Genomic DNA, 22,113 nt, shown 5'->3' with positions numbered 1-22,113 from the left:
GCTCGGGTCGGTCACGACGAGGGTCCGGAAGCCTACGATCCCGGCATGCCGCTCCGCTCGCCCGCCCACCGACCCCGGGCGCTCCGGGCGGGGGCGACGTCCGCGGTCCTGCTCGCGCTCGCCGCCTGCGGGACCACCCCCGCCTCGTCCCCGGCGCCCTCGTCCGGCACCTCGGCGCCGCCCGCCGCGAGCAGCCCCACGGCGCCGACGGCAGTCCCCACGCCGGCGGACGGGGAGCAGTCGGCGTCACCCCGCCCGGCGCCGACCGTCACGCCGACGCCCACCGCCACCCCGACGCCCACCGCCACCCCGACGCCCACCGCCGCCGGGAGCGCGTCCCCCGCCCCGGCCCCGGTGACCCGGCGCAAGCCCGGGTGGGCGCTGGACCGCATCGACCAGCGCACGCGGACCCTCGACGCCCGCTACACCGTCACCCACCAGGGCCAGGGTGTGACGGTGTACGTGGTGGACGGCCTCTTCGACGTGAAGAACCCCGAGCTGGGCGGCCGGGCGTCGGTCGGGCTGAAGAGCGGGCGCGGCTGCGCGCTGGAGGACGGCACCGACCACGGGCTGTTCGTCGCCGGCATCATCGGCGGCCGCCGGACCGGCGTCGCCCAGCGCGCGCGCCTCGTGGCGGTCGGGGCGCTCAACGGTTGCGAGGGCGGCTCCGGCGACGAGACCGAGGCCCAACAGCGGGCCCGCGTCGTGCGGGCGCTCACCTGGGTCGCGAAGAACGGGCGCCGTCCCGGCGTCGTCAACCTCTCCCTGAACGTGGACGCGCCGGCCCCGACCGTTGCCGCCGCCGTGCAGGCGGTGGTCGACGCCGGGCTCACGGTCGTCGCCTCGGCGGGCAACCGCGGCGAGGACGCCTGCCGCTTCCCGCCGGCCGGTCTGCCCTCGGTCGTGACCGTGGCCGCCTCCACCCGGCAGGACCGCGACGCCGGGCTGAACCACGGCCGCTGCGTCGACCTGTTCGCCCCCGGCGAGGATGTCGACTCGGTCGTGAACGAGGGCCTGGACCCCGACCGGGTCGTGACCAGCGAGGGGGCCGCCACCTCCTGGGCGGCGCCGTACGTGAGCGGTGCGGCGGCCCTCTACCTGTCCGCCCACCCGGAGGCCTCGCCCGCCCAGGTGGAGCGCTGGCTGGTCGGCCACGCCACCCGCGGGGCGCTGCGCGGCAACCTGCACGGCTCGCCGAACCGGCTGCTCCACGTCCGCGGCCTCTGAGCCGGCCGGGACCCGGGGGTCGCCGGCCTGGGAGTCCAGGGCGAGGTGCCGCATGGCGACCCGCGGTCAGAGGTGGAAACCGGTCTGCCGCGGGGTCGGGACGCGCGGGGCCAGCTCGGCCCGGACCGTCGCCCCGACGGCGCTCGGCCGGCGGTCGGGCAGCCGCACGCGGAGGCCGTCCGGGTCGCGGGACCACACCACGTCGCCGTCGTGCCCGAGCACCGTGACCGCGGCCACCTCGCAGGTGAGGAGCCCGGCGTCCCGGCCCCAGCTGCGGACCAGCAGCCGGTCGTCGTCCGGCCAGGCCAGCGCGGTCGCGTAGACGAACTCACCCTCGACCCCGTCGCGGGAGGTGAAGCGGAGGTCGGCGGCGGTGTAGGAGGGGGAGGAGGAGTCGGTGAAGTAGCCGCTGCGCTGCTCGCTCGGCCCTTCGGCGGCGATCGTCCACGGCCGGGTGCCGTAGACGGCCTCCCCGTGCACGCCGAGCCAGACGCCGATGCTGCGCAGCAGCTCCTGCTCGGTCTCGGCGATGGTGCCGTCCGGCTTCGGGCCGATGTTCAGCAGCAGCACGCCGTTCTTGGCGACGACGTCCACCAGCTCCGTGATCAGCTCGGGGGCGCCCTTGTAGTCGTGGTCCTCGATCCAGGACCAGGAGTTCCGCGACACGGAGGTGTCGTTCTGCCAGACCCGGGGGTGGATCCCGTCGAGGGCCCCGCGCTCGATGTCGAACACCGCCGTCCCCGGACGGAACGCCGCGTACTTGTACTGGATCACCACGCCGCGGCCCCAGCGGGCGGCGCTGTTGTAGTAGTACGCGGCGACCTTGCGCAGCCACGGTTCGAAGGACGGCTGCTCGATCCACCAGTCGAACCAGAGCACCTGGGGCTGGTAGCGGTCGACCAGCTCGATGGTGCGCAGGAACCAGTCCAGCAGGAACTGGTCGTTGGGCTGCATGGTCTGCGGCTGGGCCGGCCCGTAGAAGTCGGCCGTCTCGGGGTCGAGCACGTCGGACGGGACGTGGGTCCCGCCGTTCATGAACCACCAGTGCTCCGCCCGGTGGCTGGAGGCGCCGAAGACCAGGGACTGCCGCCGCGTCGCCTCCGCCAGCTCGCCGAGGACGTCGCGCTTCGGCCCCCGCTGCACGGCGGTCCAGCGGCTGCGGTCCGACGCGTACATCTGGAACCCGTCGTGGTGCTCGGCGACGGGGACGACGAACTGGGCGCCGGCCTGGCGGAACAGCTGCGCCCACGCGGCGGGGTCGAAGTCGGCGGCGGTGAGGTCGTCGACGAAGTCCTTGTAGCCGAACTCGTCGTGCGGTCCGTAGGTGGTCCGGTGGTGCTCGAACTCGGGGGTGCCCTGGCGGTACATGTTGCGGGCGTACCACTCGTTGCCGAAGGCCGGGACCGCGTAGACGCCCCAGTGGATGAAGATCCCGAACTTGCCGTCGACGAACCAGCGGGGTGGTTCGTAGCCGGCGAGCGACTCCCAGGTGTCGTCGAAGGGTCCCGCGGCGATGACCGCGGCGACCCGCTCCAGCTCCTGCTGGTCGTCCATGGCTGCTCCTCGTCGGCCCGGTGGCGGCGTGCTGGTCAGCGCCGGCGCCAGGGGAAGCGGACGGCCACCGGGCCGGCCCCCGGCTCCGCGACGTCGACCTCGGCGCCGTCGTCGGTGGCGCTCACCGTGGCCCGGCCGGTCAGCACCGCACCGGCGGCGCCGTCCGCGGCCGTGGGGTCGAAGGCCAGGGGGGTCGTCCCGGTCCGGTCCACCAGGGCGACGAGCCCGTCGGGGGTGTCCAGCCAGCGGGTCCACGGGTCGTCGCCGTTGCGGGCGACGGCCGGATCCACCCGGGTCGCGGAGCGGAGGGTCTCCCCGACGTCGGCCGTCCAGCGGCCGAGGTCGCGCAGCGACTGCTGCTGGAGGGCCGGGATCTCGCCGGCGGCGGTCGGGCCGACGTTCAGCAGCAGCCGCCCGCCGCGGGAGACCACGTCGGCGAGCAGGGTGGCCAGCTGGTGGCCCGAGAGGACCACCGACTCGTCCTCGACCTGGTTGTAGCCGAAGGAGAACCCGAGGCCGCGGCACTGCTCCCAGTCGGTGTCCACCTCGACCGCGGTGCCGTGCTCGTACTCGCTGGTGCGGTAGTCCCAGTGGGTGTCCCCCCAGCGGTCGTTGACCACCCCGTCGGGGTTGCCCGCGTAGAAGTCGCGGAACAGCTCGTGCAGCGACCAGGCGCCGGTCCGCTTGCCGGCGTCCGGCCAGTTGATGTCGTTCCAGAGCACGTCGGGGGCGTAGCGCTGCACCAGGTCGCGGACGTGCAGCAGCGCGTAGCAGTTGTAGGCGGCGTCGTTCGGCCGCAGGCTGGAGACCTCGGCGCCGGAGGTGTGCGGCGGGAAGCTGGTGGTGCTCCAGTCCAGCCCACCGGAGTAGTAGACGCCGAACCGCATCCCGGCCGCCCGGACGGCGGCGGCGAGGTCGCCGACCAGGTCGCGGCGCGGTCCCCGGTGGACCGTGTTGCGGGTGCCGGTGCCGGGCGCGTCCCACAGCGCGATCCCGTCGTGGTGCTTGGTGGTGGGGACGACGTACTGGGCGCCGGCCTCGGCGAACAGGGCCGCCCAGGCCGCCGGGTCGAAGCGGTCGGCGGTCCAGGCGTCGAGGAAGTCGTCGTAGGGCGCGTCGCCGTAGGTCTGGTGGTGGTGCTCGGCGGCGGGGCTGCCGGGGATGCGGATGGTGTTGGCGTACCACTCGGCGTAGGCGTTGTGGGTGAACCACTCCTCGTCCGGCACGGCCCCGAGGGCGCCGCTGGGCTCGGCCCAGGCGGGGACGGAGTAGGCGCCCCAGTGGATGAAGATGCCGAGCTTGGCCCGGGGCAGCCAGGCCGGCAGTGGACGGGCGAGGTCGGACCAGATCGAGCTGGTGCCGGCGGGGTCGGCGGTGCGGTCGGCGGTGGGCCGGGTCTCGGTCGTCATCGGGGCTCCAGGGTGGGGGGACCGGGTTCGGGTGGGGTGCGGTGGACGGGGCTGGACTGGAGGCGTACCTCCTCGGCGGCACGGGCGCTCCAACCGGGCGGCAGGGCGCGGACCCAGGCCTCGACGCCGGCCACGTGGACGGTCGCGGCCGCCCGGGCCAGCTCGGGGTCGCCCGCCTCCAGCGCGTCGACGATGGCCTCGTGCTCGGCCAGCGTCCGGTCGAGCGCGCCGGGGACGGTCAGCCCCCGCCAGGTGCGCATCCGCACGGTCGGGGCGGTGAGCCCGTCGAGCAGGGCGACCAGCAGCTCGTTGCCCGAGGAGAGCGCGATCTCGTGGTGGAACTCCCAGTCGAGCTCCACGGCCTCACGGGCGCGGTCCTCGGTGAGACCGGGTCGGATCAGGCCCCGCAGGTGCGCGATGTCGTCGGCGGTCACGCGGGCGGCCGCCAGCGCGGTGGCCGCGGGCTCCAGCACCCGCCGGACGCCCACCAGGTCGGCCATCGTGTCCTCGCGCTGCAGGTCCATGGCGAGGCCCAGGGCGTTGAGCAGCAGCTCGGGCCCCAGGCTGGTGATGTAGCTCGCGTCGCCCTGCCGGGTGTCGATCACCCCCAGCAGCGTCAGCGCGCGCACCGCCTCCCGGAGCGAGGTCCGGGAGAGCCCCAGCTCGGCGGCCAGCTCGGACTCCGGCGGCAGCTTGTCGCCGGGGGCCAGCTCGCCGGTGAGGATCATGTGCCGGATCCGGGTGATGGCGTCGTCGGTGACGCTGGTGCGGGTCCGCTTCTCCCGTCCCGGTAGGAGCGTCCCCCGCGGCACGCGGCGGGTGGGCGGTCGGTCGAGGCTCACCGGCCACCCAGCCCGGACAGCGCGATGCCGCGCACCAGGTACTTCTGCAGCACGAGCACGAGCAGCACGGTCGGCACCATGGAGATGGTCGCGGCGGCCATCAGCAGCTCCCAGCGCTGCGCCTGCTGGCCGAGGAAGAGCTGGAGCCCGAGGGGGACGGTCATCATGCTCGTGTCGTTGACGATGATCAGCGGCCACAGGAAGCTGTTCCAGAAGCTGATGAAGGTGAAGACCGCCAGCACGGCGAACGCCGGCGCGGCGATCGGCGCGATGATCTGGGTGAGGATCCGCACGTGGCCGGCGCCGTCGATCTTGACCGCCTCCTCCAGCTCGATCGGGATGGTCAGGAAGAACTGCCGCAGCAGGAAGGTGCCGAACGCCGTGAACGCCCACGGCAGGATCAGTCCCTGGAAGGTGTTCACCCACCCCAGCCGCTGCATGATCAGGAACATCGGTATCACGATCACCTCCTGCGGCACGATGAGGGTGCTGAGGTAGAGCACGAACAGCTGCTCCCGCATCCGGAAGTGCAGCCGGGCGAAGGCGTAGGCCGACATGGCCGAGGCGACCAGCGTGATCACGGTGCCGAGGCCGGCGACCAGCAGCGTGTTGAGGATGAAGCGCCCGAACGGCAGGAAGTTCCACGCCTCCACGAAGTTGCTGAACACCAGGTGCTCCCCGAACGGGCGCGGGGGCACCGTGAACACCTCCCCGCCGCTCTTCAGGGCCGACAGCACCATCCAGATGATCGGCAGCAGGAAGACCAGGGCCACGACGCTCAGCAGGGTCTGCGAGACGACCGCCGTCACCCGGGAGCCGCGCCGGCGCGGTCGTCGGGTGGGGGCGGGGGAGCCGGCCGGGTGGGCCGGTCCGGCGGCGGACGCGGGAGCCGCGCGGAGGTCACTGGTCATAGTTGACCCACTTCTTCTGGCCGACGAACTGGAACACGGTGATCGCGAGGATGATCAGGAACAGCACCCAGGCGACGGCCGAGGCCAGCCCGAGCTTGAAGAAGCGGAAACCCTGCTCGTAGAGGTAGAGCACCATCGTCGTCGTCGTGTTGCCCGGGCCACCGCCGGTGAGCACGTAGGCCTGGGTGAACACCTGGAAGGACGAGATCAGGGTCAGCACCACCGCGAAGAAGATCGACGGGGTGAGCAGCGGCAGGACGATCTTGAAGAAGCGGGCGAAGGTGCCGGCCCCGTCGATCGCCGCCTGCTCGGTGAGGGTGGCCGGCACCGCGTCGAGCGCGGCCGAGAAGACCAGCATGTTGTACCCGAAGCCCTGCCAGATGGAGAGCAGGACGACGGCGGCCATGGCCCAGGTGGTGGAGCCGAGGAAGTTCGGCGCCTGCTTCCCGAACCAGGTCTGCGACAGGGAGTCGACCAGCCCGTTGGGCGACAGGATCAGGGAGAAGATGGCGGCGTTCGCCACCACCGGGGTGACCGCCGGGATGAAGAAGATCGTCCGGTAGGCGCCCCGGCCCTTGATCCGGGGGCTGATCCAGACCGCCAGCCCCAGCGAGACCACGATGTTGAGCGGGACGTAGAGCACGACGAACAGCAGCGTGTTGAGCACCGCGGTGTGGAAGGCCTCGCTGGCCAGCAGCGTCTCGTAGTTCTTGAGGCCGGTGAAGGTGTGCCGGCCGAAGACGGGCCAGTTGTAGAAGCTGAGCGCCACCGACGCCACGATCGGGAACGCGGTGAAGGCGAGCAGGCCCAGCAGGCTGGGGGCGAGGAACCCGGTGGCCGCGGCCCCGTCGCCTCGTCGGCCACGCCGGAGCTCGGCCGCGCTGACGGTGGCCGTGCTGGTGATCGTGCTGACGGGCAGTGCCATGGACGTCCTCCGGGTCGGTGGGCGGGCCGCGGGGTGCGGCCGGGGAACCTGCGGGGGCCGGTCCCGTCGGCGCCGCGGCAGCGCCGTCGGCGGGACCGGCCCACCAGGCTCAGGAGGCGCCCGCCGCCTGCGTCTGGCTCAGCAGCTCGTCCACGGACCCCTGGCCGTTGTAGGTGGCCACGGCCTGCTTGGAGTAGACCGTCGTCACCTGCTGCCAGGTCGGGGTGGTCTTGAACGGCACGGAGTTCTGCAGGGCGTAGTCCATCACCGGCTTGACGTCCTCGGTCTTGTTGCCCTCGTACCAGGCCTGCTGGGTGGAGATCAGGGCCGGGTAGGCCCGGCCCTGCTCGGCCAGGTAGGTCTCCGCCTCGGCTCCGGTGATGACGCTGATCGCCTTGAAGGCCTCGTCCGGGTTCTTGCAGCTCTGCGTGATGCCGAAGCCCGAGCCGTCGGACCAGGTCTTGGAGCCGGCCGCCCCCGCCGGCATGGGCGCGATGCCGACGTCGAACTTGGCCAGCGCCCGGGTGTTGATCAGCGACCACGGCCCGTCGGGGGCCATGTAGGCGTTGCCGGACAGGAACTGGTTGGCGGCGGCGGACGAGGAGTTGGCGCTCGGCACCTGGGCGGCCACCTTCTCCTCGGTGATCAACCGGGTGTACCACTCGGCGGTGGCCTTCCACTCGGCGTTGTCGACGGCGAGCTGGCCCTGGTCGTCCACCGCCGCCTTGCCGGACTGGCTGAGCACCCACGGCATCAGGTCCCCGATGTCGCTGCGCGCGAAGTAGCCATACTTCGGGGCCTTGGTCAGGGTCTTCGCCGCGGTCGTGAAGTCCTCAGTGGTCCAGCCGATCTTCGGCTCCGCCAGCCCGGCCGCCTTGAACGCGTCCTTGTTGTAGAACATCACGTAGGGGCCGACGTCGTAGGGGATGGCGACCTGCTGCCCCTCGTACTTCAGCCCGTCCATGATGCTGGGCACGTAGTCGGCGGCCTTGACGCCGCTCTCGGCCATGTAGTCGTCGAGCGGCAGCAGGAAGCTGCCGAACTGGGGTGCGCGTTGGCCCTGCAGGCCGACGATGCAGGCCGCCTGGCCGCTGGCCGCCTCTGTGGTGAGCTTGGTCCAGAAGTCGTTGAAGGGCGTCGTCTCGAACTTGATCGTGATGTTCGGGTACTTCGCCGTGACCATGTCGCCGACCTTGATCCAGGCGTCCTTCTCGACGTCCGAGCCCGACCACATGAACCAGGTCAGCTCGACCGGCTGGTCGCCGGAGCCGGAGCCCGAGGAGCTGGGCTCACCACCTCCGCTGCACCCGGCGAGCATCACCGCGGCCGTGGCCGCGGTCGCGATCTTGAGGAACCGAGATTTCCGCACAGCACTCCTTCGAGCAGAGACGTCGTCGTCCCGCCGGCCACGCCGGTGGTGGGGAGTGAGGTGGGTCACACCTCAGACCTCGTAGGTCTGATCGTCGGGCGGTGGCCGCGTGCTGTCAAGGGTCGGGCGGGACGTCGTGGTCGACGCCCGGCGCGACCGGACCGAGCCCCTCGCGGCAGCCTCGCGGCGGCCGGGCGGGCGCGACGGCAGCCCCTTGCGGTGGCAGGCGCTCCGGGCCCACACTGACGCCAGAGATCGGAGGACTCCGGTCCGAGAGCGCCGTCGTCGCCGGCGGCGCAGCACCGGCGGGGGGGCTCCGCCGGCCACCAGGGCGCCCGTCGGGCCGGCCCGGAGAGGACAGCGGTGGAGTACGCGAAGCTCGGTCGCTCGAACATGACCGTCAGCAAGATCTGTCTCGGCACCATGCACTTCGGACCCAAGGCCACCGAGGAGGAGTCGCACGCCATCCTCGACCGGGCGCTCGAGCTGGGCATCACCTTCGTCGACACCGCCAACGTGTACGGCGGCGAGGCCGGTCGGGGCCGGTCGGAGGAGATCATCGGCCGGTGGTTCGCCAGCCGGCCGGGGGCGCGCGACGAGGTCGTCCTGGCCACGAAGGTCTACCACGCGATGGGGGACCTCGGGATCGCGCGGGAGGAGGCCGGGTTCTCGGCGTACAAGGTGCGCAAGCACCTGGCCGACTCGCTGCGCCGGCTGCAGACCGACCGCGTCGACCTCTACCAGGTCCACCACATCGACGAGCGCGTCTCGGCCGAGGAGCTGTGGGGCACCTACGAGCGCGTCGTGGCCGACGGCAGCGTGCTCTACGCGGGCTCGAGCAACTACTCCGGGTGGGGGCTGGCCCGGGCCCAGATGCAGGCGTGGCAGCGGGGCTTCGTCGGCTTCGTCTCCGAGCAGACCCAGTACAACCTGCTGAGCCGGGTGCCCGAGATGGAGGTGCTGCCGGCGGCCGAGGCGTTCGGGATCGGGGTCATCGTCTACATGCCGCTGGCCGGCGGGCTGCTCACCGGCAAGACGGCGTCCTTCGACGGCTCGCGCACGCAGCAGGTGGAGGCGGAGTACGGCATCTCCCTCGGACCCGAGAACCGGCAGTTCGCCGACTTCACCGCGCTGTGCCGGGAGCTGGGGGAGCCCGAGCACGTGGTGGCGACGGCGTGGGTCCTGCAGCACCCCGCGGTCACCTCGGCGATCGTCGGGGTCCGCACGGTCGCCCAGCTGGACGGCCTCGACCGGGCGGCGTCGCTCGAGCTCGACGCCGCCGCGATGGGCCGGCTCGACGACCTCTTCGACATCAACCGGGGTCGACGGATCGGCCGGGGCCGCTCACCGGCGGCGCACGCCTGGTGAGAGCCGGCACCGGCGGGTAGGGGCGGCCCGAACCGCCGACCGCTCGCGTGGCTGGGGCAGGAGCTCCGGGGACGTCGGTGCTGGCAGGATCCAGCCGTGCAGCTGACGCCCCCGGACCCGGTGACCACCGCGCGCCTGCGGCTGCGTCCGCTGACGCCTCGCGACGTCGACGCGCTGCTGACCTACCGCGGCGACGCCGACGTCTGCCGCTACCTCCCGTTCGAGCCGATGACCCGCGAGGTCCTGCTGAGCCGGCTGGCCGGTGACCTCGGGCGGACCCGGATCACCGACGAGGGGCAGGCCGTGACGCTGGGCGTCGAGGACCGGGGCACGGGCCGGCTCGTGGGGGACGTGGTGCTGTTCTTCCGCAGCCGCGAGCACGCCGGCGGGGAGATCGGCTACGTCTTCCACCCCGACGCCCGCGGCCGCGGCTACGCGACGGAGGCGTGCGCGGCCCTGCTGGCGCTCGCCTTCGACGACTTCGGGCTGCACCGGGTCGTCGCCCGGCTCGACAGCCGCAACCACGCCTCCGCCCGGCTGGCCGCCCGGCTGGGGATGCGCCGGGAGGCCCACTTCGTGCGCAACGAGCTGTTCAAGGGCGTGTGGTCCGACGAGCTCGTCTTCGCCATGCTCGTCGAGGAGTGGGCCACCTCGCCCGCCCGCGCCGCCCTCGGCAAGCACTGAGGTCAGGCGTCGCCCAGCCAGGCCAGCAGCCGGCCGCGCGACCAGCAGCGGCCCAGCGCCTCCGCCTGCGGGGCCGAGCCGTCGAGCACCACCAGGCCGAGGATGCTGTGCCCGGAGGCGGGGCGGTCGCCGAGGGTCGGCACGGTGGGCGCCACCCCGACGCCTTCCGCCGACACCCAGGCCACCGGCCGGCCCGCCGACGCCTCCTCGAGGTGCTGCAGGAAGCGGCGGCGTCCGGCGGGCGTGACCGCCGACAGGGCCCACGTGGTGGTCACCACCGGCAGGGCCCCGGCCGGGACGCGGGCCAGCGCGGCGGGCAGCAGGTCGACGACGTCGCCGCGCAGCAGCACCGGCGGAGCGCTGGCCAGCAGCGCCATCTCCGCGTCGAGCCGGGCGCGCCGCCCGGGCTGGTCCGGTCCCAGGCAGGCGCGCAGCCACCGGACGTCGTCGGCGTCGGTGACGTCCAGCGGGTCGCGGTCGACGCCGACCCGGGCGACGACCTCCGGGAGGTCCCGTGCGGGGAGGGGCCGGTCGCCGACGACGGACACGGTCAGCTGGACCGGGGAGGCCGGGTCGCCGAACCGCTGGCCGTTGCTGGCGGTGACGCCGACCCGGCCCACGTCCAGGTCGAACCCGGCCGAGCAACCCACGTCGACCAGTCCGACGGCCCCGGCGCCCAGCCGGTGGGCCGCTTCGGCGATGGCCGGGTGCAGCACGGCGCCGCGCCCCGTCTCGTCGGTCCGGACCGGCCGGCGCCCGGCCACGGCCAGCACGGCGTCGGTCCTCCGCAGCACGACCTCGGCGGCGGCCTCGGCGGCGGCGTCGGCGTCGAGGGCGGCGCAGGCCGCGGCGAACGCCGGGGCGCGCCCGGCGAGGGCGAGGTCCTGGACGGCGGCGAGGACCCGGGCGGGGCCCCGCTGCCGGGCCGGCGCCGCAGCGAGGGCCCGCAGCACCGCCGGCGAGGTGCTCAGGGCGAGGGCGACGTGCTGGTGCAGCGGCGACCGGCCCGCGGCGGGGACCGCGCCGAACCGCCGGTAGGCTCGGGCGAGCGCCGCGTCATCCCCGGGCACGGGGCTCCCTGACCGTCCGCCGTCGCATCAGCGCGATGCTAGCGAGGGGCCGGCGGAGGGGGTGGGCGGGCCGGCCCGAGCGTCACCTCACCCGCGGACGAGGGCCGCGAGCACGGAGCGCGCCGAGGTGGGGCGGTGACCGATGACCGCCTCCAGCGTGGGGTCGGTGACGGCGAACTCCCCGCGGCGGGCCGCCCGGTACAGCCCCAGCGTGAAGTCGGCGGCCGCCGGCGGCATGCCCCGCTCGACGGCGCTCTGCCGCCACGGGTCGTCGGGCACGACGACCCGCGTGACGGTGCGCCCGGTGAGCTCGGACAGCACGGCGGCCACCTGCTCGAGGTCGAGCATCTCGGGCGCGGTCAGGGGAGGGGTGACGCCGTCCAGGACGCCGTCCTCGGTGAGCGCGACGGCTGCGGCCTCGGCCAGGTCGGCGTGCGCGGTCCACGACACGGGCCCGTCGGCCGGTGCCGCCAGCTGCCCCGTCTGCACCGCTCCGGCGGTGAGGAACTCGAGCGTGCTGGCGTAGAACCCGTTCCGCAGGGCGGTGAAGGGGACGCCGAGGCCGGCCAGGTGGTCCTCGGTCGCGGCGTGCGTCGGCTGGGCGGCGAAGAGGGAGTCCCGGGACGCGGCCTGGTGGCTGGTGTAGAGGATGCGCTCCGCTCCGGCGGCCCGGGCGGCGTCGAGGGCGGCGAGGTTCGCGGCGACCGCGCCCTCCCCGCGGATGGCGGCGGAGACCACCAGGACGCGTCGCGCTCCCTCGAAGGCGTGCTCGAGCGAGGCCGGGTCGGTGAAGTCACCGGCCCGGACGCGCACCCCGCGTGCGGCGAGGGCCCCGGCCTTCGTGACGTCGCGGACGCTGACGCCCACCTCCGCGGCCGGCCGGCGCTCGAGCAGCTGCTCGACGATCAGGTTCCCGAGGTGCCCCGTGGCACCGGTGATGACGTCCATGCCGTCCTCCTGTCCGGTAGCGCTGGTATTTAGCGCCGATATGCAGAAGACGCTACCACCGGAACGGCAAGCGCTAACACCGAACTGTTACCGTTGGTCCGTGGTGGACGTGGAGGGGGCCCGGCCCCGGGAGGACGTCCGGACGCGGATCGTCGCCGCGGCGGCGCAGCTGCTGGACGAGGACGGCGCGGACGCGGTGACCACGCGGGCCGTCGCCCAGGCGGCGGGGGTGCAGGCGCCGACGATCTACCGGCTCTTCGGCGACAAGGACGGGCTCGTCGACGCCGTGGCCGAGCACGTGATGGCCGCCTACGTCAGCACCAAGACCGCGGCGTCCGAGGCGGGCAGCGGGGACCCGGTGGCCGACCTCCGCGCGGGGTGGCGCACCCACGTCGAGTTCGGTCTGGCGAACCCCGAGCTGTACGCCCTCATCGGCGCGGGCGGACGGGGGGCCCGGTCGCCGGCGACGCTCGCGGGCATCGAGGTGCTCCGCGCCCGGGTCCGTCGGCTCGCGAGCGCCGGCCTGCTGCGCGTCGACGAGCAGCGGGCGCTGATGATGATCCACGCCGCGGGGCACGGCACCGTCCTCGCGCTGCTGGCGGTCCCCGAGGCCGACCGGGACCCGGGGCTGCCCGGGGCCATGCTCGACGCCGTGCTCGGCCGCCTCCTGGTGGGCACGCCCGCGGTACCGGAGGCGACGACGAGCGCCGTCACGGTCGCCTTCGCGACGGTGCTGCCCGACCTCCCCGGGCTGAGCGATGCCGAGCGGGCCGTGCTGGGCGAGTGGCTCGGCCGCGCCCTGGCCGGGCTGCGGGACCCCGGTCCGGCGGAGGCGGGCTAGCGGTAGGGCGCCCGCTCGGCCGACCCGCGGTCGTCCAGCTCCTCGTTCAGCGCGTGCGCCAGCACGTTGTGCTCGTGGTCGCCCAGCTCCGTCATCCCGGTGAGGTAGGCCTCGACCTCGTACTGACCGGCGTTGCCGCCGAGCGCGAAGTAGGCCAACCAGAGCTCGGAGAGCCGCAGGTCGGCGCGGGAGTAGACCGCGGCGAGCGCGGCTCGGTCCTCCTCCTGGGAGCGCTCCGCCACAGTTCCTGCCTGCCCTTCACCTCGGCGCACGACCCGATCGTGACCTGCGCCGTCATGGACCGGTCGAGCGGTTCGTCCGGAGCACGCTGCGTTCGAGGAAGGCACGACGAACAGTCCCCTGGTGCGCGCCCCACGGTAGCCCGCGACCGTCCGGAGCAGCACACCGGTGCTCGGCGGCCCGCCCGGGCGGGCCGGTCCGGGCCGGGGTGGCGCGGACGCTCCGGACCGGACCGGCGGCAGGGCCGTCGGCTAGACTGGGCGGACTGTTGCTGCCCTCCCGGATGGCAGAACAACCGACGGACCTGTTCCTCGGCATGGGGTTGGCTCGCGAGAACCTTCTGCAGTGCTCGTGCCTGGCGTGGTCAGCGCCGGTGCGGGGCCACCAGCGCGACCCGGTCAGGACCTCGGGCTCGCGCGCCAGCGAAGGCAGCCACCACTGAACGACGACGACCCCACCACGCCGGACCTGACGACGGCCTACGCCGAGCTCAGCCACGTCGCCCTGGCGGACCGGCCTGCGGACCAGATCTTCGAGGAGATGACGGGCGTGGCCCGGCGCGTGCTCCCCGAGGCCACCCAGGTGTCGGTGACGCTGCTGGTCGAGGACCGCGCCCGCACGGCCGCCTCCAGCGGTCCGCTGGCGCTCGAGCTCGACCTCCGGCAGTACGCGGACAGCAGCGGCCCCTGCCTGGACGCCGCCGCGTCCGGGAGCACCGTCCAGCTGACGATGGACGAGCCGGACGGCCCCTACCCGGGCTTCCGGCGCGCCGCCGCCGGGGCCGGCGTGACCCACTCCCTGTCGGTCAGCATCCCCGCCGGAGGCCGCTTCACGGGCGCCGCCCTCAACGTGTACAGCGAGGGCCACGGCCCCTTCGGCCCCGACACCGTGCGGACGGCGGAGACGCTGGCCGCCTTCACGGGCTACGCGCTCGCCGCCCGCCGGCCCACCGAGGCGGCCGTCAGCGCCGCCCGGCTGCAGCAGGCCCTGACGTCGCGGGCCCTGGTGAAGCAGGCCCAGGGCGCGCTGGCCGAGCAGCTGCGCTGCTCCCTCGACCAGGCCTTCACCCGGTTGACCGAGCTGGCCGAGCAGCAGGGCGTCCGGGTCCACGACGTGGCCCGGGTCGTCGTCGACCAGCAGGCGGGTCCGCCGGCCGCCGGCTGAACCACCGCCGCGACGGCGGCGACCCGGCCACCACCCGCCTCGTGGATCCGGCCGGAGCACGGTGAGAGGCTGACGGCGTGCTGAGCGCCCGACGAGCCACCGCCGCGGACGTCGAGCAGCTGCTGCTGCTCGACGCCGTGCGGGCCTGGGCCGCCGACCGCGGCGCCGCCCAGCTGGTGGTGGTGACCGCGCACCTCGACGAGCCGGAGCGTGCTGCCCTGCGCAGCAGTGGCCTGACGGTCGCGTCCGAGTGGTGGGCGGGTCCGCTCTGACCCGGCCTGCCCCGCACCGGGGTCCGCACGGCCTGCCGGGGTCCGCGCTGACCTGGGCGGCGGCGCTGGCCCCGTCCCGGGTCGTTCGCGTCGACGCCGTCGCCGGGGGCATCACGGCCACCAAGTGGGTCCTGCACCTCGCCGTCGGCGACCCCGTGGTCCTGCGCTGGTCCGACCCCCGGGTCTGGGGCGCGGTCGGGCGCGAGCACGTCCGGCGGGAGGCGCTCGGCTGCCGGCTGCTGGCCGGCACGGGGCTCCCGGCGCCGCGGCTCCTCGGCAGCGACCCGGCCGGGGTGCACGCCGGCGGGCCGGCGAACCTCCTCAGCTGGCGCCCGGGCCACGTGCGGCTCGACCGTCTCGGGCCGGCGGCGATCGACGCCTGGGCCGGTCTGGCCGCCGCCGTCCACCGGCAGGCCGTGCCGCCGGAGCGCCGGCCACCACCCGCCTCCTCCCGCGTGCCGCCCGCGCCGCTCGTGCCGCCCGTGCCTGGCTGGACCCGGCGGCCCGCCCTCTGGCGGCGCGCCGTCGACGTCTGGGCGGCCGGCGCCCCGGCGACGCCGGCCGGGCTGCTGCACCGGGACTTCCACCTCGGCAACACCCTGTGGCAGGGCGACGCCGTCAGTGGCCTGGTCGACTGGGCCGAGACCTCCTGGGGGCCGGCCGACCTCGACGTCGCCCACGCGTGCTGCGACGTCGCCATGCTGCACACGGCCGCCGACGCCGAGCTCTTCCGGGCGGCGTACCGGCGGCACGGCGGCCGCCTCGACCCCGACCCGGACGCGGCCCGGTTCTGGGTGGTCAGCGACATCCTCGGGTTCCTGCCCGACCCCGCCCACATCCTGGCCGGGATGGCCGACCGCCGCCCCGACCTCACCCCCGAGGCCGTCCGGCGCGGGCTGGAGGACCTGCTCGCGCTCACGCTGGGCTGACGACCGGCCCCGCCGGCCTGCCCGCGCGTCACGCGCCGGGGCAGGGGCCTCTCCCGGTGCCGGGGTCCTCGCCGTCGGCCGAGTCGCTTGTCAGAGCCGTCCGTAGGCGCGCAGGGTCTGCAGCGCCTCGAGGGTCACCGCCCCCCGGGTCTCCCAGACGACGGCGGGGTTCCAGTGGTCCCAGCTGAAGTCCCACCCGCCGTCGGCGGCCTGCCCGGACTCCAGGGCGTCGAGGGCGGCGTCGAGGGTCTTGGTGTCGTAGAGCCGGGCGCCCGCGTGGTCCGGCCACGGCGCCACCGTCAGGGGCTCGAGGTCCTCACCCTCGACGCCGCCGCCGACGACGACCCGACCGTCGGCGGGCACCAGCGCGCGGAAGGCGTCGAGCACCTCCTCGGCGCGCCCGCGGTCGGGGGTCGCGTCGAGGAAGTCGACGGCGTACTTGAACGCGTAGGCGTCCCGGTCGGGGGTCGCCCCGCGGACGCGGGCCCAGCAGAACTCCTGGGCGCCGTCGAGCCAGGGGTGCTCCAGCCGGAGGCGCAGCGCGGCGGCCGCGACCTGGACGGTGGCCAGCAGCGAGGACTCCGACGAGGGCTGCATCCACGCCGCGGCCGGCTGGCCCGCCGCGGTGGTCAGCAGGAACGGCACGCCGCCGTCGTCGCCGGTCACCGTGGCCAGCCAGTCCAGCGTGCCGAGCGCCAGCTCCCGGCGCGGCGCCGAGTCCGGGAGCAGGGCCAGCACCTCGAGGGCGTAGCGGACGGGGATCGGCTGGCTGGTGGGGGAGCGGGTGTCCGGGTCGAGGCCGCCGATCCCGCCGTCGGGGTTGCGGTAGGCGGCCAGCGCGGTCAGCACCAGCTCGGCGGGCGCGCCGTCCACCAGGTGCTGGAAGCGACGGCGGTCGACCAGCCGGGCGTGGCTGTGGACGAAGGTGCGGGCGGCGTCGAGGTCGGTCACGGCACCAGCATCGCGGTCCGGGGCCCGGCCGGCCAGGGGTGCGCCGGTCGTCGCCGGCCTGGTCCCGCCCCCGCGTGCTGCGGTGTACTGGGGCCCGGCCCGCCGCGTCCCCGCGGCGCGGGCGGGCCGCGACCCCGACAGCCCGGCGGAGGAGCCCGAGATGACCGCAGCACGCGAAGCCCTGGCCGACCGGGTGCGGGCCGCCCTGCCTGCCGACCGCCCGGTGCGGGAGGTGTCGATGTTCGGCGGCCTGTCGTTCATGGTGGCCGGCAGCATGGTCGTCGCGGCCGGCCGCGACGGCGACCTCCTCGTCCGCACCGACCCCGCGCGCCACGCCGAGCTGCTCGACGTCGTCGGGGCCGAGCCCGCGGTGATGGGAGCCGACCGGCCGATGGGACCGGGCTGGGTCAGGGTCGGCCGCGACGGCCTCGCCGACGACGCGCAGCTCGCCTTCTGGGTCCAGGTCGGCCTCGACCACCTCGACCACGGTCGGTCCCGGCCCGCCGGTTGAGCGCTCCTGGTGGCCTCGGGGTCGAGCACGACACCGAGCTCACCACGAGACGACCGGGAGCGGACCCGGGCCGACCTCCACCGCGAGGGCGATCTGCGGCCGCCGCTGAGGTTCTCCTGAGGCGGTGCGGAGCGTGCTCCCGTGCTGGGGAAGTGCTGAGCGGAGGTGCCCTCGGAGCCTGAGCCCGGGTGGAGGTCGGCGGGCCAGAGTTCTTCTCACCGGCCCGGGACACGGGCCGGGGAGCCGGCCGGGGGGCAGCTCGACACCCGCCCGACCCGCCCCGAGGAGCCCGCCATGACCGCCACCGCCAAGACCGCCCGCCCGTCGCACCGGGCCGCCAGGATCGCCACCCTGCTGGCCGTGCCCGCCGCGATCGCGGTCTCGGGCCTGGTCGTCTCGCAGGCCTCCTACTCCGCCTACTCCGCCACCACGGTGAACCCGACCAGCAACTGGGCCACCGGCACCGTCGTCCTCGCTGACGACGACAACAACACCGCCGCCTTCACCGCCACCAACCTCAAGCCCGGGTCGACCGGCACCCAGTGCGTCGTCGTCACCTCGAAGGGCAGCCTGGCCTCGAAGGTGAGGCTGTACGCCACGAACGCCACCACGACCAAGGACCTGGCCGCGAACATCGACCTGAAGGTCAGCCAGGGCACCGGCGGCAGCTTCGGCTCCTGCACCGGCTACACCCCGCTCGCCTCCGGCGCCGACGTCTACACCGGCACGCTCGACACCTTCGGGCGGACCGCGACGGGCTACGCCACCGGGGTCGGCGAGTGGGCGACGGCCGGCGGCAAGGCCGAGGAGTCCCGCACCTACCAGATCACCTACACGGTCAAGGCTGGTGCGCCGGACACCACGCAGGGCGGCACCGCCGCCGCCGGACTCACCTGGGAGGCCCAGAACAGCTGACCCGGTGCCGGTCCGGGTCCCGTCGGGGGAGACCGGGAGGCACCCACCGCAGGGCCGTCGACACCACCGGTGCCGGCGGCCCTGCGGCGTCCGCGGGCCCCGCCGCACGGGCCGTCCTGACCGTTGCGCCCGACCGCGCACGGGTCGAGACTGGCAGCCAGCAGGGCAACGGTGACCTCGGGGGGTGCCGCCATGGCCGACCCGGACGCGGGCGCGGGCGTCGACGATCTTCGACGTCTGCTGCGCGAGCGCGCCGACGCCGCCGAGCAGCTGACCGCCACCAACGAGATCCTCACCGCGCTGGGCCGCTCCGCCGACCCCGACGCCGTCCTGGACACCATCGTCAGCAGCGGCCGCCGGCTGTGCCGGGCCGACGCGGCCCAGGTCTACCTCGCCGACGGCGACCACTTCGTGCTGGCCGCCTCCGTCGGGCTGACACCGGAGTTCATCGAGCACCTCACCCGGCACCCGCTGCGCCGGGACCGGGCCAACCTGGTGGGCCGGGCCACGCTCGACCGGACGGTCGTGCAGGTGCCCGACGTGCTGTCCGACCCGAAGTACGGCCGGCCCGACGTCCAGCAGCTCAGCGGGCTGCGGACCTCCATCTCGGCACCCATGCTGGTGGAGGGCGTGGTGGTGGGGACCCTGTCCCTCTTCCGCACCCAGGTGGACCCGTTCGACGAGCGGGCCATCGCGCTGCTGGAGGCGCTCGCCGCCCAGGCCGCCGTGGTGGTGCGCACCGTCGACCTCGTGCGCGCCCTGGAGGGCCGACAGGCCGAGCTGAGCCGGCGGGTGCAGCAGCTGGAGTCGCTCAGCGAGGTGAGCCAGACCGTCAGCTCCAGCCTGGTCCTGGACGAGGTGCTGGCGACGGTGATCGCGAACGCCGTCCGGCTCTCGGGCTGCGACGGCGGCTCGATCATGGAGTACCTCGAGGAGGAGGGGAAGTTCGTCGTCCGGGCCGCGCACGCGACCGACCCCGCCCTGCTCGAACGGCTGCGCTCGGCCTCCATCGGCCTGCACTCCACCCTCGTCGGGCGCGCCGCCCGGGAGGGCCGGCCGATCGCGGTCCCCGACCTCGCGGCGGTCGAGGCCGACCCCCACCTGGAGGTGCTGCGCGACGGTGGCTGGCGCTCGATGGTGGCCGTGCCCATGCTGCGGGGCGGGGCGATCCTCGGCGCCCTGGTGGTGCGCCGCCGGATCCCCGGCGACTTCACCCCCGAGATGCTGGAGTTCGTCGAGACCTTCGCGGGCCAGTCGGCGCTCGCCGTCTACAACGCGAAGCTGTTCCGGGAGCTGGAGCGCCGGACCGCCGAGCTGCAGGTCGCCAGCCAGCACAAGTCGGACTTCCTGGCCAGCATGTCCCACGAGCTGCGGACCCCGCTGAACGCGGTGATCGGCTTCTCCGAGGTCCTGCTGGACCGGCTGTTCGGGGAGCTGAACGAGCGGCAGGACGAGTACCTGCGCGACATCCTCTCCTCGGGGCGGCACCTGCTCGAGCTGCTCAACGAGATCCTCGACCTGTCCAAGGTCGAGGCCGGCCGGATGGAGCTGGAGCCGTCGACGTTCGCCGTCCGGACCGTGCTGGAGGACGGGCTGTCGATGGTCCGTGAGCGCGCCGGGCAGCACGGCATCACCCTGGAGCTGGTCGTCGGCGACGACGTCGACCTGGTGGTGGCCGACGTGCTGCGGTTCAAGCAGGTCCTGCTGAACCTGCTCAGCAACGCGGTGAAGTTCACCGGCGACGGCGGGCGGGTCCGGGTGGACGTGGAGCACGTCGGCGACGACCTCGAGGTGCGGGTCACCGACAGCGGTCCCGGCATCCGCGCCGAGGACCGGGAGCGGATCTTCGAGTCGTTCCAGCAGGGCCACCGCGGCGTCCGCGAGGAGGGCACCGGTCTGGGGCTCACGCTCTGCCGGCGCATCGTCGCCCTGCTCGGCGGCCGGATGTGGCTGGACTCCGAGCTCGGCGTCGGCAGCATCTTCGGCTTCACGCTCCCGGTGGGGGGCGACCCGGCTCCGGGGGCGGCCGGCGACGGCGAGTCGGCCCTGCTGCTGGTCGAGGACGACCGGGCCTCGCTCGACCTGCTGGCCGTCTACCTCGACCGGCCAGGCGTGCGGCTGGTCCGGGCCCGCGACGGCCGCGAGGCGCTCGACCTGGTCCGCCGGCTCGTCCCCAGCGCCGTCGTCCTGGACATCCAGCTGCCGGGGGTGGACGGCTGGGAGGTCCTGGAGCAGCTCCGGTCCGACCCGGCGACGGCCGGGGTGCCCGTGGTCGTGGTGTCCATCCTGGACGAGCGGGCCCGGGGGCTGGCGCTGGGCGCCGCGGACTACCTGGTGAAACCGGTGCGCCGGGACGAGCTGGTCGGGACGCTCGTCCGGATCGGGGCCCTGCCGCGGAGCGCGGCTGACGTGCCGCGCCCGGCGGCCCGGCTGCGGGCAGGGGCAGCGGGATGAGCGGCGCCCGGATCCTGGTGGTGGAGGACCACCCGCTCAACATGAAGCTGGTGCGGGACGTGCTGGCGGTCGCCGGCTACGAGGTCGTCGAGGCGCGGACGGGGGAGGAGGCGCTGGTGGCGGCCCGCCGGCAGCCGCCGGACCTGGTCCTGATGGATCTCCAGCTGCCGGGCATCGACGGGACCGAGACGCTGCGGCGGCTGCGGGCGGCGGGCGGGCTCGGCGCGGTGCCGGTGGTCGCGGTCTCCGCGTCGGCGATGCAGGGTGACCGCAGCCGGGTGCAGGAGGCCGGTTTCGACGGGTTCATCGGCAAGCCGCTGAGCATCCGCGCCCTCCCCGGGCAGCTGGCGGGCTTCCTCGGCGGGCGGGCGTCCGGTGGCTGAGCCGGTGACGGTGCTGGCCGTGGACGACGAGCCGGTGAACCTCCGGCTGATCGACGCCGTCCTCAGCCCGCAGGGCGAGCGGGTCCTGACGGCGCGGAGCGGTGAGGAGGCGCTGGAGCTGCTGCGCACCGCGGACGTCGACCTGGTGCTGCTCGACCTGGTGCTGCCGGGGCTCGACGGCTACGAGGTCTGCCGCCGGATCCGCTCCGACCCCGCCACCGCCTTCCTGCCGGTGGTGATGATCACCGCCAGCGGGCAGCAGCAGAAGCTCCCCGCGCTGCAGGCGGGCGCCGACGACTTCGTGACCAAGCCCTTCAACCAGACCGAGCTGATCACCCGGGTGCGCTCGCTCGCCCGGGTGAAGCGGTACCACGACACCATCGCCCGGCAGGCGGCCGAGCTGGCGGCGTGGAACGCGGAGCTCGAGCAGCGGGTGCAGGCCCAGGTCGACGAGCTGGAGCGGATCAGCCGGCTCCGGAGGTTCCTCGCGCCGCAGGTCGCCGACCTCGTCGTCGACTCCGGCGGCGCCGTCCTGGACAGCCACCGCCGTGACGTCGTCGTCGTGTTCTGCGACCTCCGCGGCTTCACCAGCTTCGCCGAGGCGACCGAGCCGGAGGAGGTGATGGAGGTCCTCGCGAGCTACCACGCCGTCCTCGGCGAGCTGGTCTTCGCCTTCGAGGGCACGCTCGAGCGCTTCACCGGCGACGGGGTGATGATCTTCTTCAACGACCCGGTGCCGTGCGAGGACCCGGGCGGCCGGGCCCTGCGGATGGCGCTGGAGATCCGCGCCCGGGTCCGGGCGCTGTCGGAGCGGTGGAGCCGCCGGGGCCACGACCTGGCGCTGGGCATCGGGGTCGCGTCGGGCTACGCCACCCTCGGGCGGATCGGGTTCGAGGGTCGCTCCGACTACGCCGCGATCGGCAGCGTCACGAACCTGTCCGCCCGGCTGTGCTCGGTGGCCGGACCGTGGCAGGTGCTGGTGGCCCCCCGCGTGCTCGCCGACCTCGGGTACGACGTCGTCGGCGAGCCGGTGGGGCCGCTGACGCTGCGCGGGTTCAGCCGGCCGGTGGCGGCGACCGCGGTCGAGGACCTGGAGGACGGCCGGGGAGCCGAGCTGCGGGACGCGCAGACCTGAGGAGGCTGGCA

Annotated in this window: 22 protein-coding genes; 12 read left to right on the top strand and 10 right to left on the bottom strand. The window is 74.6% G+C overall.

Annotated elements, in window-relative coordinates:
• The first annotated feature begins 45 nt into the window (after window positions 1-45).
• Window positions 46-1,227 (top strand): S8 family serine peptidase, encoded by a 1,182-nt coding sequence (locus tag BLT72_RS15140; protein ID WP_157720521.1) that lies wholly within the window; start codon window positions 46-48, stop codon window positions 1,225-1,227.
• A gap of 66 nt (window positions 1,228-1,293) precedes the next feature.
• Here the strand turns inward: BLT72_RS15140 and BLT72_RS15135 are convergent, their stop codons facing one another.
• The 6 genes from BLT72_RS15135 to BLT72_RS15110 form a co-directional block, all read right to left on the bottom strand.
• On the bottom strand, window positions 1,294-2,781 hold the full coding sequence (locus BLT72_RS15135; protein ID WP_091413886.1) for an alpha-L-fucosidase: 1,488 nt from the start codon (window positions 2,779-2,781) through the stop codon (window positions 1,294-1,296).
• 35 nt (window positions 2,782-2,816) lie between these two features.
• On the bottom strand, window positions 2,817-4,190 hold the full coding sequence (locus BLT72_RS15130) for an alpha-L-fucosidase (RefSeq protein ID WP_091413885.1): 1,374 nt from the start codon (window positions 4,188-4,190) through the stop codon (window positions 2,817-2,819).
• On the bottom strand, window positions 4,187-5,032 hold the full coding sequence (locus BLT72_RS15125) for a FadR/GntR family transcriptional regulator (RefSeq protein ID WP_231930083.1): 846 nt from the start codon (window positions 5,030-5,032) through the stop codon (window positions 4,187-4,189). The genes BLT72_RS15130 and BLT72_RS15125 overlap by 4 nt, the downstream gene beginning before the upstream one ends.
• Window positions 5,029-5,943, bottom strand: coding sequence for a carbohydrate ABC transporter permease (locus BLT72_RS15120; protein ID WP_091413884.1), 915 nt, complete (start codon window positions 5,941-5,943; stop codon window positions 5,029-5,031). Before BLT72_RS15120 ends, BLT72_RS15125 begins: the two co-directional genes overlap by 4 nt.
• Window positions 5,933-6,868 carry a carbohydrate ABC transporter permease gene (locus BLT72_RS15115; protein ID WP_091413883.1) on the bottom strand — a complete coding sequence of 312 codons (936 nt, stop codon included), beginning with the start codon at window positions 6,866-6,868 and terminating at the stop codon, window positions 5,933-5,935. The genes BLT72_RS15120 and BLT72_RS15115 overlap by 11 nt, the downstream gene beginning before the upstream one ends.
• Window positions 6,869-6,977: 109 nt before the next feature.
• The gene (locus BLT72_RS15110; protein ID WP_091413882.1) at window positions 6,978-8,237 is read right to left on the bottom strand and encodes an ABC transporter substrate-binding protein; all 1,260 of its coding nucleotides are present in this window, start codon (window positions 8,235-8,237) and stop codon (window positions 6,978-6,980) included.
• Window positions 8,238-8,600: 363 nt separating this feature from the next.
• On the opposite strand from BLT72_RS15110, the gene BLT72_RS15105 reads away from it, so the two are divergent.
• Window positions 8,601-9,605 carry an aldo/keto reductase gene (locus BLT72_RS15105; protein WP_091413881.1) on the top strand — a complete coding sequence of 335 codons (1,005 nt, stop codon included), beginning with the start codon at window positions 8,601-8,603 and terminating at the stop codon, window positions 9,603-9,605.
• A gap of 96 nt (window positions 9,606-9,701) precedes the next feature.
• The gene (locus BLT72_RS15100) at window positions 9,702-10,289 is read left to right on the top strand and encodes a GNAT family N-acetyltransferase (protein WP_091413880.1); all 588 of its coding nucleotides are present in this window, start codon (window positions 9,702-9,704) and stop codon (window positions 10,287-10,289) included.
• A 2-nt stretch (window positions 10,290-10,291) separates the two neighbouring features.
• On the opposite strand, the gene BLT72_RS15095 is transcribed toward BLT72_RS15100, so the two are convergent.
• Together BLT72_RS15095 and BLT72_RS15090 are read right to left on the bottom strand one after the other, a co-directional pair.
• Window positions 10,292-11,359 (bottom strand): DUF2332 domain-containing protein, encoded by a 1,068-nt coding sequence (locus tag BLT72_RS15095; protein WP_091413879.1) that lies wholly within the window; start codon window positions 11,357-11,359, stop codon window positions 10,292-10,294.
• Window positions 11,360-11,446: 87 nt separating this feature from the next.
• Window positions 11,447-12,307: an NmrA family NAD(P)-binding protein gene (locus tag BLT72_RS15090; RefSeq protein ID WP_091413878.1), complete on the bottom strand. Its 861-nt coding sequence runs from the start codon at window positions 12,305-12,307 to the stop codon at window positions 11,447-11,449.
• 100 nt (window positions 12,308-12,407) lie between these two features.
• Between BLT72_RS15090 and BLT72_RS15085 the strand changes: the two genes are divergently transcribed.
• Window positions 12,408-13,148 carry a TetR/AcrR family transcriptional regulator gene (locus tag BLT72_RS15085; RefSeq protein ID WP_231930082.1) on the top strand — a complete coding sequence of 247 codons (741 nt, stop codon included), beginning with the start codon at window positions 12,408-12,410 and terminating at the stop codon, window positions 13,146-13,148.
• On the opposite strand, the gene BLT72_RS15080 is transcribed toward BLT72_RS15085, so the two are convergent.
• Window positions 13,145-13,420 (bottom strand): hypothetical protein, encoded by a 276-nt coding sequence (locus tag BLT72_RS15080; RefSeq protein ID WP_157720520.1) that lies wholly within the window; start codon window positions 13,418-13,420, stop codon window positions 13,145-13,147. The genes BLT72_RS15085 and BLT72_RS15080 overlap by 4 nt on opposite strands.
• A 313-nt stretch (window positions 13,421-13,733) precedes the next feature.
• On the opposite strand from BLT72_RS15080, the gene BLT72_RS15075 reads away from it, so the two are divergent.
• The 3 genes from BLT72_RS15075 to BLT72_RS15070 all read left to right on the top strand — a co-directional run bounded on the left by BLT72_RS15075 (window position 13,734) and on the right by BLT72_RS15070 (window position 15,753).
• A complete protein-coding gene (locus BLT72_RS15075; RefSeq protein ID WP_091413875.1) occupies window positions 13,734-14,552 on the top strand; it encodes a GAF and ANTAR domain-containing protein in 819 nt (272 codons plus the stop codon).
• A gap of 77 nt (window positions 14,553-14,629) precedes the next feature.
• Window positions 14,630-14,824 carry a hypothetical protein gene (locus BLT72_RS22300; RefSeq protein ID WP_157720519.1) on the top strand — a complete coding sequence of 65 codons (195 nt, stop codon included), beginning with the start codon at window positions 14,630-14,632 and terminating at the stop codon, window positions 14,822-14,824.
• Window positions 14,806-15,753: a phosphotransferase family protein gene (locus tag BLT72_RS15070; protein WP_157720518.1), complete on the top strand. Its 948-nt coding sequence runs from the start codon at window positions 14,806-14,808 to the stop codon at window positions 15,751-15,753. The genes BLT72_RS22300 and BLT72_RS15070 overlap by 19 nt, the downstream gene beginning before the upstream one ends.
• A 90-nt stretch (window positions 15,754-15,843) precedes the next feature.
• Here BLT72_RS15070 and BLT72_RS15065 read toward each other — a convergent pair whose 3' ends face one another.
• Entirely contained in the window at window positions 15,844-16,704 is an 861-nt protein-coding gene (locus BLT72_RS15065) for a hypothetical protein (protein WP_091413873.1), read from the bottom strand.
• Between the two features lie 160 nt (window positions 16,705-16,864).
• On the opposite strand from BLT72_RS15065, the gene BLT72_RS15060 reads away from it, so the two are divergent.
• The 5 genes from BLT72_RS15060 (at window position 16,865) to BLT72_RS15040 (ending at window position 22,102) form a co-directional block, all read left to right on the top strand.
• Complete coding sequence (locus tag BLT72_RS15060) at window positions 16,865-17,215, top strand: TfoX/Sxy family protein (RefSeq protein WP_091413872.1); 351 nt, start codon at window positions 16,865-16,867, stop codon at window positions 17,213-17,215.
• A gap of 294 nt (window positions 17,216-17,509) precedes the next feature.
• Window positions 17,510-18,130, top strand: a complete 621-nt coding sequence (locus BLT72_RS15055) for a hypothetical protein (protein ID WP_091413871.1) — start codon at window positions 17,510-17,512, stop codon at window positions 18,128-18,130.
• A gap of 192 nt (window positions 18,131-18,322) precedes the next feature.
• Window positions 18,323-20,584, top strand: a complete 2,262-nt coding sequence (locus BLT72_RS15050; protein WP_091417582.1) for a GAF domain-containing protein — start codon at window positions 18,323-18,325, stop codon at window positions 20,582-20,584.
• Window positions 20,581-20,967, top strand: coding sequence for a response regulator (locus BLT72_RS15045; RefSeq protein ID WP_091413870.1), 387 nt, complete (start codon window positions 20,581-20,583; stop codon window positions 20,965-20,967). Before BLT72_RS15050 ends, BLT72_RS15045 begins: the two co-directional genes overlap by 4 nt.
• Window positions 20,960-22,102: an adenylate/guanylate cyclase domain-containing protein gene (locus tag BLT72_RS15040; RefSeq protein ID WP_091413869.1), complete on the top strand. Its 1,143-nt coding sequence runs from the start codon at window positions 20,960-20,962 to the stop codon at window positions 22,100-22,102. Before BLT72_RS15045 ends, BLT72_RS15040 begins: the two co-directional genes overlap by 8 nt.
• The last annotated feature ends 11 nt before the right edge of the window (window positions 22,103-22,113 follow it).

Source organism: Friedmanniella luteola (assembly GCF_900105065.1).
Lineage (GTDB): Bacteria > Actinomycetota > Actinomycetes > Propionibacteriales > Propionibacteriaceae > Microlunatus > Microlunatus luteolus.
This window is presented reverse-complemented; position numbering and strand designations above follow the sequence as displayed.

What these genes read in the sequence shown, in the direction of transcription:
- BLT72_RS15140 (WP_157720521.1), top strand. Translation starts at nt 46, where the DNA reads ATGCCGCTCCGCTCGCCCGCCCACCGACCCCGGGCGCTCCGGGCGGGG.
- BLT72_RS15135 (WP_091413886.1), bottom strand. Translation starts at nt 2,781, where the DNA reads ATGGACGACCAGCAGGAGCTGGAGCGGGTCGCCGCGGTCATCGCCGCG.
- BLT72_RS15130 (WP_091413885.1), bottom strand. Translation starts at nt 4,190, where the DNA reads ATGACGACCGAGACCCGGCCCACCGCCGACCGCACCGCCGACCCCGCC.
- BLT72_RS15120 (WP_091413884.1), bottom strand. Translation starts at nt 5,943, where the DNA reads ATGACCAGTGACCTCCGCGCGGCTCCCGCGTCCGCCGCCGGACCGGCC.
- BLT72_RS15115 (WP_091413883.1), bottom strand. Translation starts at nt 6,868, where the DNA reads ATGGCACTGCCCGTCAGCACGATCACCAGCACGGCCACCGTCAGCGCG.
- BLT72_RS15090 (WP_091413878.1), bottom strand. Translation starts at nt 12,307, where the DNA reads ATGGACGTCATCACCGGTGCCACGGGGCACCTCGGGAACCTGATCGTC.
- BLT72_RS15060 (WP_091413872.1), top strand. Translation starts at nt 16,865, where the DNA reads ATGACCGCAGCACGCGAAGCCCTGGCCGACCGGGTGCGGGCCGCCCTG.
- BLT72_RS15055 (WP_091413871.1), top strand. Translation starts at nt 17,510, where the DNA reads ATGACCGCCACCGCCAAGACCGCCCGCCCGTCGCACCGGGCCGCCAGG.
- BLT72_RS15050 (WP_091417582.1), top strand. Translation starts at nt 18,323, where the DNA reads ATGGCCGACCCGGACGCGGGCGCGGGCGTCGACGATCTTCGACGTCTG.
- BLT72_RS15045 (WP_091413870.1), top strand. Translation starts at nt 20,581, where the DNA reads ATGAGCGGCGCCCGGATCCTGGTGGTGGAGGACCACCCGCTCAACATG.